This window comes from Pseudoalteromonas sp. SG43-1, assembly GCF_014164415.1.
GTDB lineage: Bacteria > Pseudomonadota > Gammaproteobacteria > Enterobacterales > Alteromonadaceae > Pseudoalteromonas > Pseudoalteromonas distincta.
The window spans coordinates 140,326-153,052 of record NZ_JACJFD010000001.1; the positions used below are offsets into that span (position 1 = coordinate 140,326).

At 40.6% G+C, this 12,727-nt stretch carries 12 protein-coding genes; 11 read left to right on the forward strand and 1 reads right to left on the reverse strand.

Annotated elements, in window-relative coordinates:
* Positions 1-215: 215 nt before the first annotated feature.
* Positions 216-1,577, reverse strand: a complete 1,362-nt coding sequence (gene gorA / locus H5159_RS00580) for a glutathione-disulfide reductase (RefSeq protein ID WP_182779502.1) — start codon at positions 1,575-1,577, stop codon at positions 216-218.
* A 78-nt stretch (positions 1,578-1,655) separates the two neighbouring features.
* Between gorA and H5159_RS00585 the strand changes: the two genes are divergently transcribed.
* The 11 genes from H5159_RS00585 (at position 1,656) to hscA (ending at position 12,716) form a co-directional block, all read left to right on the forward strand.
* Positions 1,656-2,330: a DUF2461 domain-containing protein gene (locus H5159_RS00585; protein WP_039485717.1), complete on the forward strand. Its 675-nt coding sequence runs from the start codon at positions 1,656-1,658 to the stop codon at positions 2,328-2,330.
* An 86-nt stretch (positions 2,331-2,416) separates the two neighbouring features.
* On the forward strand, positions 2,417-4,456 hold the full coding sequence (gene prlC / locus H5159_RS00590; protein WP_149602058.1) for an oligopeptidase A: 2,040 nt from the start codon (positions 2,417-2,419) through the stop codon (positions 4,454-4,456).
* 139 nt (positions 4,457-4,595) lie between these two features.
* The gene (locus H5159_RS00595; RefSeq protein WP_182779503.1) at positions 4,596-5,774 is read left to right on the forward strand and encodes a response regulator transcription factor; all 1,179 of its coding nucleotides are present in this window, start codon (positions 4,596-4,598) and stop codon (positions 5,772-5,774) included.
* Positions 5,775-5,831: 57 nt separating this feature from the next.
* A complete protein-coding gene (locus H5159_RS00600) occupies positions 5,832-6,587 on the forward strand; it encodes a class I SAM-dependent methyltransferase (RefSeq protein WP_182694804.1) in 756 nt (251 codons plus the stop codon).
* A gap of 157 nt (positions 6,588-6,744) precedes the next feature.
* Positions 6,745-7,470 (forward strand): tRNA (cytosine(32)/uridine(32)-2'-O)-methyltransferase TrmJ, encoded by a 726-nt coding sequence (trmJ, locus tag H5159_RS00605; RefSeq protein ID WP_002958423.1) that lies wholly within the window; start codon positions 6,745-6,747, stop codon positions 7,468-7,470.
* 237 nt (positions 7,471-7,707) lie between these two features.
* On the forward strand, positions 7,708-8,199 hold the full coding sequence (gene iscR, locus H5159_RS00610) for a Fe-S cluster assembly transcriptional regulator IscR (protein ID WP_002958424.1): 492 nt from the start codon (positions 7,708-7,710) through the stop codon (positions 8,197-8,199).
* Between the two features lie 24 nt (positions 8,200-8,223).
* Positions 8,224-9,441, forward strand: coding sequence for an IscS subfamily cysteine desulfurase (locus H5159_RS00615; RefSeq protein ID WP_002958425.1), 1,218 nt, complete (start codon positions 8,224-8,226; stop codon positions 9,439-9,441).
* A gap of 41 nt (positions 9,442-9,482) precedes the next feature.
* Positions 9,483-9,866: a Fe-S cluster assembly scaffold IscU gene (iscU, locus tag H5159_RS00620; protein ID WP_002958426.1), complete on the forward strand. Its 384-nt coding sequence runs from the start codon at positions 9,483-9,485 to the stop codon at positions 9,864-9,866.
* Positions 9,867-9,878: 12 nt separating this feature from the next.
* Complete coding sequence (gene iscA / locus H5159_RS00625; RefSeq protein WP_002958427.1) at positions 9,879-10,202, forward strand: iron-sulfur cluster assembly protein IscA; 324 nt, start codon at positions 9,879-9,881, stop codon at positions 10,200-10,202.
* Between the two features lie 82 nt (positions 10,203-10,284).
* The gene (gene hscB, locus H5159_RS00630; protein ID WP_024597117.1) at positions 10,285-10,812 is read left to right on the forward strand and encodes a co-chaperone HscB; all 528 of its coding nucleotides are present in this window, start codon (positions 10,285-10,287) and stop codon (positions 10,810-10,812) included.
* 41 nt (positions 10,813-10,853) lie between these two features.
* On the forward strand, positions 10,854-12,716 hold the full coding sequence (hscA, locus tag H5159_RS00635; RefSeq protein ID WP_002958429.1) for a Fe-S protein assembly chaperone HscA: 1,863 nt from the start codon (positions 10,854-10,856) through the stop codon (positions 12,714-12,716).
* The last annotated feature ends 11 nt before the right edge of the window (positions 12,717-12,727 follow it).

Here is a 12,727-nt window from a genome sequence, read left to right on the forward strand (position 1 = left end):
CTTTAAAGCCAAAACAAAATTTAAACTTTTAACCTTTTTATCGGTCTAAAATTTTTTCTGTTAAAATAATGGCTTAGATGTTTTTTTAATGTTGAACGGATGTTTTTAATGTGACGTTTTAAGTGGTTTGTTGTGCAAAATATAACAAACATTAAAAAGCCCTTACTAATTACTTAACAAGGGCTTTTTATAATTGAGCGCTTAGAGTTTAGCGTCTAGCGCATCGTTACAAACTCTTCAGAACCTGTTGGGTGAATCGCAACAACGGCATCAAAATCAGCTTTAGTTGCGCCCATTTTCATGGCAACTGCAAAACCTTGAATCATTTCATCAACCGCAAAACCAATACCATGTAGGCCAACTACTTTTTCGTCTGGGCCGGCACATACAAGTTTCATTTTACAAGGCTGGCGATGTTTAGTTACCGCTGTGTACATAGCTGTAAAACCAGATTGGTAAATCTTAACGTTTTCTTCGCCATATTGAGAAATAGCTTCTTGTTCAGTAAGGCCAATAGTACCAATTGGTGGGTGACTAAATACAACAGTAGGAACTAGGCTGTAATCCATTTTTAAATCATCAGGTAGTTCTTTATTAAATAAACGCTCTGATAAAGTACGCCCTGCTTTAACTGCTACAGGCGTAAGTTCAATACCGTTTTCGATAATATCGCCAACCGCGTATACATTTTTAGCTGTGGTATTTTGAAACTCATCAACTTTAACAAAACCATCGCTGTTAACTTCTACGCCGGCAGCGGCAACATTAATTGCATCTGTTGTTGGCTGGCGGCCAATGGCCCAAATTACTTGGTCAACGTTATGAGTTTTGCCATTATCTAAATGTAGCGTTACAGAGCCATCATCTTCTTTAACTAATTTATGAGGTACAGATTCTGTATGAAGAGTAGGGCCTTCAGAAGCCATAACATCAACAAGGGTTTCAACTATGTATGGGTCAAAGTTACGAAGTGGAGAATGCTTACGAACAAATAAATGTGTTTCAGTACCTAAACCATGTAATACACCAGCAAGCTCAACGGCTATGTAGCCTGCGCCTATTACTGCAACGCGTTTAGGTTGCTCTTTTAATTCAAAAAAGCCATTTGAATCGATACCGTGTTCAGCACCTTCAATATGCGGAATGCTTGGGCGTCCACCTACTGCAATTAATATATGATCGGCTGTGTAGTGCTCGCCGTTTACTTCAACTGTTTTATTATCTACAAATTTAGCAAAGCCTTTAATTACAGTAACGCCATTGCTAGCAAGGCCACTGTCGTAACCTTTATGAATTCGGCCTATGTAGGCTTCACGGCTTTCTACTAACTTGCTCCAATCAAAGCCTTTAACTTCAACATTAAAGCCGTAATCTGGGGCATATAAATTAATTGCTTCAGCAACCTGAGCACCGTGCCACATTACTTTTTTAGGTACGCAGCCCACGTTTACACACGTGCCGCCCATGTGTTTTGCTTCTATAAGTGCTACTTTAGCGCCACGCATTGCCGCTCTATTTGCAGAGGCAATACCACCACTGCCACCACCGATTGCAATATAATCAAAGTGTTGTGTCATTTTATGTCCTTAGGCGTTGAGTTTTATGCGCATTAGCATAACATTAAGTTTTAAAAATAAAGAGTGTTTAGGTGACCTATGTTTAGTAAAAAAACATTCGAATTTCTTGCTCTGCTTGATCAAAACAATAATAGAGACTGGTTTAACGACCATAAATCACAGTATGAGGAATACGTAAGAGAGCCCGCTTTAGATTTCATTAGGCAAATGCAAGCACCACTTGCTGAGGTTTCTAGCCATTTTGTCGCATCAGATAAAAAAGTCGGCGGTAGTTTAATGAGAATCCATAAAGACGCGCGTTTTAGTAAAGATAAAACCCCATATAAAATTAATGTAGGGATTCAATTTCGCCATTTTATGGGAAAAGACGTACACGCCCCTGGTTTTTATTTTCACTTAGCAAATGACGAATGTTTTGTAGGTGCTGGTATTTGGCGACCAGAATCAAAGGCGCTTAATGCCATTAGAACCTGCATAGATGAAAACCCAAATAGCTATAAAAAAGCAATTTATGATGAGCAATTTAAATCTATATTTGAAATGTCAGGAGAGTCGCTAAAACGCCCACCAAGGGGCTTTGAAAAAGATCATCCCTTAATAGATGAGCTCAAACGAAAAGACTTTATAGCCATTAGCCCACTTACTCAAAAGCAAATATGCAGTAATAACCTAGTTGATACGGTACTAGAACGTTATAAAGTGGCCGACTCATTAATGGGTTATTTGTGTTTTGCTTTAGAGCAACCTTATTAAAATTAAACAACTTAAAAGCGGCTGAGTTGTTTTTTTACTTTTAGACCCAATTTAAAACGTAATGCATTACCTCAAAGAGAGTATTTATGAGCAACCCACTAATTGGCCTTGAAGGCTTACCACCATTTTCAAAAATAAAGCCTGAGTACGTAGTACCAGCACTAAAAGACGGTATTGAGCTTTGTCGTAAAGCCATTGATGACGTGCTAGCGAAAGGCTCGTACACGTGGGATGACTTAGTATTACCCCTTGAAGAAGCCGACGACAAATTATCGCGTATGTTCTCCCCTGTATCGCATTTAAATTCAGTAATGAATAACGACGAATTACGTGAAGCTTACGAGCAGTGCTTACCGTTAATATCTGAATATTCAACATTTGTAGGTCAGCATCAAGGTTTATACAACGCGTATAATACGCTTTATAACAGCGACGAATTTAAAACGCTGACTACAGCACAGCAAAAAACAATTACTAATGCGCTTCGTGATTTTAAATTATCGGGTATTGCATTAGCGCCGAAGCAGCAAAAACGCTACGGCGAAATTAGCGCGCGTTTATCAGAACTTGCCTCAAAATTTGGCAACAACGTAATGGATGCCACACTTGCTTGGCACAAACATATTACTGATGAAAGCGACTTAGCTGGCTTGCCAGAATCTGCTTTAGCGCTTGCAGCTGACACAGCAAAAAGTAAAGAGTTAGACGGTTGGGTATTCACCCTTGATTTCCCGTCGTATTTACCAATTATGACCTATGCAGATAACCGCGAACTCCGCAGAGAAACTTACACCGCGTTTTCTACGCGCGCATCAGATCAAGGCCCTAATGCTGGTGAATTTGATAACTCAGAGATTATGAGTGAGGAGCTTGCGCTTCGCCATGAACTTGCACAGTTACTAGGGTTTAACAGCTACGCTGAAAAGTCACTGGCAACTAAAATGGCCGAAACACCGGCGCAAGTATTCTCGTTTTTAGAAGACCTAGCGGCTAAATCAAAACCACAAGCAGAGCAAGAAGTGGCAGAGTTAAAAGCCTATGCTGAGCAAAAACATGGTATTTCTGAATTACAGGCATGGGATTTTGGTTACTACAGCGAAAAACTTAAGCAAGAAAAATACGCTATTTCAGATGAAGTACTACGTCCTTACTTCCCTGCAAATAAAGTATTAAGTGGCTTATTCGAAACCGTTAACCGCTTATTTGGTATTAGCGTAAAAGAAGTTACTGATTTTGATACTTACCACAAAGATGTACGTTTTTTTGAAATTGTAGATAGCAGCAATACCTTACGTGGACGTTTTTATCTCGATTTATATGCACGCGACCGTAAACGCGGTGGTGCGTGGATGGACGACTGTATGGGTCGTAAAGTACGTGCTAACGGCGAACTACAAACTCCAGTGGCTTATTTAGTGTGTAATTTTAATAAAGCGGTTGGCGATAAACCTGCATTGTTTACTCATGACGAAGTGACTACCTTATTCCACGAGTTTGGTCATGGTATTCACCACATGCTTACACAAGTTGATGCTGCCCCTGTTGCGGGTATTAATGGTGTAGCGTGGGATGCGGTAGAGCTTCCTAGTCAGTTTTTAGAAAACTGGTGTTATGAAGAAGAAGCATTGAGCTTTATTTCAGGTCATTATGAAACGGGCGAGCCGTTACCTAAAGAGCTACTTGATAAGCTACTAGCGGCTAAAAACTACAACTCAGGCATGCAAATGCTGCGTCAAATTGAGTTCTCGTTATTCGACTTTAAAATCCACAATGATTATAAAGCGGGTGAAGAGTGTCAAATTCAAGCAGTACTTGATGACGTACGCAGCCGTACCTCGGTCGTTAAGCCTCCTGAGTTTAACCGTTTTCAGCATGGCTTTAGCCACATTTTTGCAGGCGGTTACAGCGCTGGTTATTACTCATATAAATGGGCTGAAGTACTCTCTGCTGATGCTTATTCTAAATTTGAAGAAGAAGGTATTTTTAACCCGCAAACCGGTCAAGCCTTCATGCAAAATATTTTAGAAAAAGGCGGCAGTGAAGAGCCAATGGAATTATTTAAAAAGTTCCGTGGTCGTGAGCCTAATGTTGACGCGTTACTACGCCACAGCGGTATTGCAGCTTAAAAACTAATATTTAGCACAAACTAAATTAAAGCGCCTAAATGGCGCTTTTTTATTATTTGTAAATTATTATCTAATAATTTTTAGTAATTTCATCCTGTCGTACTATGCTTTTAGCACACCTATTAAAATGGATTAAGGCATGGCAAAGTTGGTATTAGCAATTGATGACGACAAATATGTTCATCATATAATTGAAGAGTCTTTAGCAGGGTTTTGTAAAATAATTCATGCAAAAGATGGCGATGAAGGATTAAGGCTAACCAATAAATATAACCCTGATATTATTTTACTCGATATTGAAATGCCAGGTATGTCAGGCTATGACGTATGTAAAACGATAAAGCACAGTGAAAGCACTCAAGATATTCCCGTTATGTTTCTCTCATCTAAAATAGAGTTAAGCGATCGGGTAAAAGGTTATAGTGTTGGCGCATCTGATTACATTACTAAACCCTTTAACGCAGAAGAGTTAATAGCGCGTATAAAAGTGCTTTACGAATATCGACAGCAATGTGCAAAGCTAAAACTGGATATAGCAAAAGCGAATAAAACAGCGGAAATAGCGATGACAGAGTCGGGCGATATGGGCCGTATAATGCGCTACGTTGGACAAAGCTATCACGCTAATAACTTTCAATCGTTGAGTGAACACTTTTTTACCTTTTTTGCTCCTTTAAATTTAGATGTTGTGGTTGTGTTTTGGTATCAAGGAACAGGTGTTTTTTACAGCCAGCAAAGTGGTGTTTGCCCGTTAGAGCAAGAGCTGCTGGAGCAACACAGACAAGCTCAACGATTTGTTGATATTGGTAGTAGTACTATAATTAATTACCCCAAAGTATCCCTTTTAATAAAAAATATGCCAGTTGATAACGATGCTTTGTACGGGCGCTATAAAGATCTGTTCCCGCATATATTAGAAGTAACCAACGAGAAGGTTATTACCATGGAAAGAAGCGAAAGCAGTTATGAGCAGGCAGCTCAAATAAGTACAGCCCTTCAAGATATTGTTAAGCAGTTAACTACACAAAATATAGAGCAAAACAAAAGTACTAAAGTGTTTATAGAGCAGCTACATGAGCTTGACTGCGCCATTAAGCTACAACAAACACAAGCAAATCCTGCCGATCTCACTTTATATATATCTCAATTAGATCAAACAATGCAGTTATTTGTATCGGCTAATAGCGATTTAGCCTTTATCAAATATCAGCTTAAACAAGTTGCCGAAAGCCGCAATGAACTTATATCTAATTTACGCACTAAAGCGGAAGCCGCAAAGGTCAATACGAATCATCACAGTGATATAGAGCTATTTTAGTGCTTTAAAGTAAAGCGGTTGATATACTACAGGCGTATTTTATCGTCGGAGTTTATTGTGGTTATTCAGTGTGCTTTTAAAGAGTTACGTCCTTATTTAAATGAATTAGAAACACGCTTTGGTTTAGCCCAATGGGCGCAAAATTGCTGTGGCTTTAGCTTACATTACGATGATAAAGGATTAAGCCTATTTAAAACCGATGAGCCTAAACTAGGTGCAATTAACGTTGATTTTGTAACCGGTGCTGCCGCCCATAGGCGCAAGTTTGGCGGTGGTAAAGGGCAAGCTATTGCCAAAGCAGTTGGCTTAAATAAAGGTGCAACGCCTGTTGTACTTGATGCTACCGCAGGCCTTGGGCGAGACGGCTTTGTACTTGCCTCGCTAGGGTGCAAAGTTATATTACATGAACGTCATCCGGTTGTTGCAGCCCTTTTATACGATGGGTTAAAGCGAGCTTATAGCGATATTGAAATTGGTGTGTGGATGAAAGAAAACATGAGCCTAATATTTGGCTCAAGCCATACCTTGCTCTCTCAGTGCGAAAGCATGCCCGATGTTGTTTATTTAGATCCCATGTTTCCGCATCGCGAAAAATCAGCATTAGTTAAAAAAGAAATGCGCGTATTTCAAGAGCTAGTTGGTGCAGACAACGACGCAGACGACCTACTTGATTTTGCCTATCCACTTGCCAGTAAGCGTGTCGTTGTAAAACGCCCCGATTACGCGCCATTCTTAAACGAAAAAACCCCAAGTATGCAAATCAAAACCAAAAAGAACCGTTTTGATGTTTATGTAAAGGCGGCAATGGTTTAAACATCAAAACAAATTGGTGGTATATCCCTAGAATTTACCCATGTAAGAATCGTTATATTGGCTTGGATCTTAGGATCTAGCCTTTTGAATCTAGGATCTTATTACATTTTCATGTTAGAATTTGCGCAATTTTTTGGCATAGCAAAGTAGCACAGTAATGATCTTAGATGATATTCGCATTGTTTTAGTTAACACGTCACATTCGGGCAATATTGGTTCGGCGGCTCGCGCCATGAAAACCATGGGTTTATCAAAGCTTTATTTAGTTGATCCTGCTTGTGAAATAGACAGCCAAGCAAGTGCTTTAGCTGCAGGCGCAACTGATGTTTTAGGCAATGCAGTTATTGTAGGTACTGTTGAAGAAGCTATCGCTGACTGTACATTAACAATTGGCACAAGTGCGCGTTCTCGTACGCTTTCGTGGCCAATGGTTGAACCACGTGAATGTGGTGAAAAACTCGTTGCTGAAGCTGTAAATGGTCCTGTAGCGCTAGTATTTGGTCGTGAAAACAGCGGCTTAACTAATGAAGAATTACAGCTTTGTAATTACCACGTATGTATTCCTGCTAATCCAGAGTACAGCTCGCTTAATTTAGCTATGGCCGTACAAACACTTAGTTACGAAACACGTATGGCGTTTTTAAATCAACAACCTAAAAAGGTTGAAGAAGACGATGCTGTTTACCCAAGCTCAAAACAAACAGAGCTGTTTTATGAGCACCTTGAAGAGACGCTTTTCAAAACAGGCTTTATTATCAAACAGCACCCTGGTTTAGTTATGACTAAATTACGTCGTTTATTTAACCGAGCTCACCCTGAAGATGCCGAAATGAATATTTTACGCGGTATTCTCACCTCAATTAATAAGTCTATCCCTAAGTAACTTAGGTATAGCTATTAGTTATAAAAACCAATGGGTAAATAACTAGCTAATACTTGACTAAAATACTCAGGTAATTACAATGGCTGTAATACTTGACCAAAGAGGTCAAGTATTGAAAGTTTGTTAACTCTACAATTTAAAAAGTAAGAGTTTATAAATCAAATTTTTATCAAGTGATAATACTTGACTAATTTACTCTGGTAATTAAAATTTGCACTCTTTTGTGCAGGGGGCGTTATGAAGTTAACATCAAAAGGCAGATATGCCGTTACAGCTATGCTGGATGTTGCACTACACACAGGTGTAGGTCCTGTAGCCCTTGCTGATATTTCACAAAGACAAGAAATTTCTTTGTCTTACCTTGAACAATTATTTGCTCGTTTACGTAAAAATGGCCTAGTAAGTTCTGTTCGTGGACCTGGTGGTGGTTATTTACTAGGGCGTGAAGCGGGCGTTATCTCTGTTGGCGATATTATTAGCGCCGTAGACGAATCGGTCGATGCAACACGTTGCCAAGGTGCCGATACCGGCTGTCAGAGTGGTATGCGTTGTTTAACACATAATTTGTGGTCAGACTTAAGCGCACGCATAGAAGAATTTTTGAATAATATTACCCTTGCTGAATTGGTGGAAAAATCAGATGTGAAAGAAATAGCATCGCGCCAAGATAACAGTATCAATAATGCAATTAAGCAGTTGGAAAACATTCAAGTAAGCTGTCAACTTTAAGGTTGACCTGCAGCGGAGAGAGAAATGAAGTTACCGATTTATTTAGATTACGCAGCGACCACGCCTGTTGATGAACGTGTTGCTAAAGAAATGATGCAGTGCCTGACAATGGACGGTAAGTTTGGTAATCCTGCGTCACGCTCACACCGTTTTGGTTGGCAAGCAGAAGAAGCTGTTGACCAAGCGCGTACAGATATTGCTGATTTAATTAATGCAGACCCACGTGAAATTGTTTTCACATCGGGTGCAACAGAATCAAATAACCTTGCTATTAAAGGTGCAGCACAGTTTTACAAGAAAAAAGGTAAGCACGTTATTACCGCTAAAACTGAGCATAAAGCTGTAATCGACACATGTCGTGAGCTTGAGCGCCAAGGTTTTGAAGTAACTTACATGGACGTTGAAGAAAACGGCCTACTTGATTTACAAAAACTTGCCGACACAATGCGTGACGACACAGTACTTGTAAGCATCATGCACGTTAATAACGAGCTAGGTGTGATTCAAGATATCGCGACTATTGGCGAAATGTGTCGCGAACGTAAAATTATGTTCCACGTAGATGCAGCGCAAAGCGCGGGCAAAGTATTAATCGACGTGCAACAGCTTAAAGTTGATTTTATGTCGTTCTCTGCACATAAAGTGTATGGCCCTAAAGGTGTTGGTGCACTTTACGTTCGTCGTAAACCACGTGCTCGCCTTGAAGCGCAAATGCACGGTGGCGGACATGAACGCGGTATGCGCTCTGGTACACTAGCAACTCACCAATTAGTGGGTATGGGTACTGCGTTTAAAATTGCTAAGCAAGATTTCGAAAAAGATCACGCACACATCAGCGCCTTACGTAATCGTTTAATTGACGGCATTATGGCTGATATGGACGAAGTATACTTTAACGGCACACAAGACCAATCAGTACCGGGTATTGTAAACATCAGCTTTAACTTTGTTGAAGGTGAGTCGTTACTTATGGCAGTAAAAGACATTGCAGTATCGTCAGGTTCAGCCTGTACATCTGCAAGCTTAGAGCCTTCTTATGTATTACGTGCACTTGGCCGTAACGACGAATTAGCACATAGCTCAATTCGTTTTAGTATTGGTCGCTTTACTACCGAAGAAGAGATTGATTACACCGTCGAATTAATGAAAAACTCTATCGGTCGCCTACGTGAGATGTCTCCACTTTGGGAGATGCATCAAGAAGGTATTGATTTAGATTCAGTTGAATGGGCTCACCACTAATAGTGTGAGCACATACCCTAGCAGGTAATGAGGATAGAATAATGGCTTATAGTGATAAAGTAATCGACCACGTAGAAAACCCACGTAACGTAGGTACTCTAGATAAGAACGATCCGTCAGTGGCAACGGGTATGGTAGGCGCACCAGCATGTGGTGACGTAATGAAACTGCAAATTAAAGTATCTGCCACTGGCGTTATTGAAGATGCAAAATTCAAAACCTACGGTTGTGGTAGCGCAATTGCTTCATCTTCACTTGTAACAGAGTGGGTTAAAGGCAAAACGCTAGACGAAGCAGCGACAATTAAAAACACTGACATCAGTGCAGAGCTTGAGTTGCCACCAGTGAAAATTCACTGTTCAATTTTAGCCGAAGACGCAATTCAAGCAGCAATTGCAGACTACAAAAGCAAACAAGCGAAGTAAGAAGAGAAACTCATGGCAGTGACATTGACAGATGCGGCAGCAAACCGCGTACAATCATTTTTAGCAAACCGCGGTAAAGGTTTAGGCCTGCGCGTTGGCATTAAAACGACGGGCTGTTCAGGTCTTGCTTATGTACTTGAGTTTGTTGACGATTTAAACGAAGACGATGAAACTTTTGCGGCTAAAGGTGTCACATTAATTGTTGACGCTAAAAGCTTAGTTTACATCGATGGCACAGAGCTCGACTACACTAAAGAAGGCTTAAATGAAGGGTTTAAATTTAATAACCCGAATCAAGCAGATGAGTGTGGTTGTGGCGAAAGCTTTACCGTTTAAGCTTTAAATATCTTTGTAGTATAAATAAGCCCTGCCAGTTAATGTAGGGCTTTGTTATTTCTGAATATTATTGGTTGAAGTTATGCGTTACTTTGAATTATTTGCAGTCCCCGTTGATTACAATATTGATTTAGCAACGGTTAACAAGCACTACTTGGAATTACAGCGTACTGTACATCCCGATCGCCACGCGAATGCGAGCAGCCGCGATAAGTTAATGGCTGTGCAAAGTACCGCCGAAATTAACGATGCGCTACAAACATTAAAGCACCCAGTAAAACGTGCTGAATATATGTTGAGCGAGCTAGGCGTTGATATTCGTGCAGAGCAGCAAACCTTGCAAGATCCAATGTTTTTAATGCAGCAAATGGAACTTCGCGAAGAACTTGAAGAGCTAACATCAGCTAGCGATCCTGATACCGCCATTGTAAATTTTGAAAAACAAATTAAGCAATTAAACGCGCAATACAGTGCACAACTTGCTGAGCAATTAGCAAGTAACGATGAGCAGCAATATCAACTTGCCGCAGATAATATTCGTAAACTGAAGTTTGTTTATAAGTTACGTGAAGAACTAGAGCGTATCGAAGACAGTTTATTTGACGATTAATTACTTGCTGCAAAGCGAGCAACACGAGTTTAAAGAGCATTATGGCATTATTGCAAATTGCTGAGCCGGGGCAAAGCGCGGCACCACACGAACATAAACTAGCAATTGGTATTGACCTTGGTACAACTAATTCTTTAGTTGCAACAGTGCAAAGTGGCGAAGCCCGCACGTTAACTGATGATCTTGGCGCGGCTATGTTACCGTCGGTTGTTCGTTATCAAGCAGGCGGTATTACTGTTGGCGCAGAAGCTGCACAAGCAGCAACGCAAGACCCTGCTAACACACTTATTTCGGTTAAGCGTTTTTTAGGTAAAACTCAGGCTGAAATAGAGCAAAGTTATGGCCAACTACCGTATGAATTTTGTGAGCACAATGGTGCGCTAGCAATAGAAACTGCGGCAGGTAAAATTAGTCCAATTAAGGCATCAAGCCATATTTTAGCCGCATTAAAAGCACGAGCTGAGCAAAGTTTTGGCAACCAAGAAATTTTAGGGGCTGTAATTACAGTACCAGCGTACTTTGATGACGCGCAGCGCCAAAGTACTAAAGATGCCGCAGAGCTTGCTGGTATTAACGTACTACGTTTATTAAATGAGCCAACAGCAGCAGCGGTTGCTTATGGTTTAGATTCAGGTCAAGAAGGTATTATTGCAGTTTACGATTTAGGTGGTGGTACGTTTGATATATCAGTACTTAGATTACACCAAGGTGTGTTTGAAGTAATGGCAACCGGTGGCGACTCTAGCCTCGGCGGCGATGACTTTGATTCGCTCCTTGTTGATTACTTTAAGCAGCAAACAGGTGTGTCAGCATTATCACCTTCAGTTTTACGTTTATTTATCAATAAAGCAAAAGCGTGTAAAGAAGCATTAAGCCAATACGCTAAAGTAAACGTGGGCCTTGAGTTTGACGATCAAAAATACACCGTTGAAGTAACGCGCGAAACGTTTGATGAAATGGCTATGCCACTAATTAAAAAAACGCTGCGCTCGTGTCGTCGTGCTGTAAAAGATGCTGGCATTGAAAATGAAGAAGTGCTGCAAGTTATTATGGTAGGCGGTTCAACCCGTATGCCATTGGTACGTAGCCAAGTACAAAGCTTTTTTGATAAAGAGCCGCTAACTTCAATCGATCCTGATCGTGTTGTAGCCTTAGGTGCCGCGCTTCAAGCCGACGTGTTAATTGGCAATAAGCCCGATTCTGACATGTTATTGCTTGATGTATTACCGTTATCGCTAGGCCTTGAAACGATGGGTGGTTTGGTTGAAAAAATCATTCCGCGTAATACAACGATTCCGGTAGCACGCGCACAAGAATTTACAACGTTTAAAGACGGTCAAACAGCAATGTCATTACATGTGCTGCAAGGTGAGCGTGAGCTTGTTGATGATTGTCGATCGCTTGCTAAGTTTAGCTTAAAAGGTATTCCACCAATGGCGGCAGGCGCTGCGCATATTCGTGTAACCTTTAAAGTTGATGCTGATGGCCTATTAAGTGTTTCAGCTATGGAAAAATCAACAGGTGTACAAGCTGAGATTCAAGTTAAGCCTTCGTTTGGTTTATCTGATGACCAAGTAGCTAACATGCTAAAAGAATCAATGAGCAACGCTAAAGGCGACATGCAAGCGCGTATGCTTAAAGAGCAACAAGTAGAAGCGTTGCGCGTAATAGAAGCGCTTAACGCATCACTTGAAGCCGATGGTGCATTACTTGACGATATGCAACTAGCTAACTTACGCGCTGAAATTGCAGAACTGGTAAAAGTGCGCGAAAATGCACAAGAGCCTGGCGAAATTAAAGCAGCTATCGAAAAAGTCGATAATGCGAGTAGCGACTTTGCATCGCGTAGAATGGATGCATCAATTAAAAAGGCCCTTACAGGGCAGTCAGTAGACAACATTTAAGAGAGATTAGA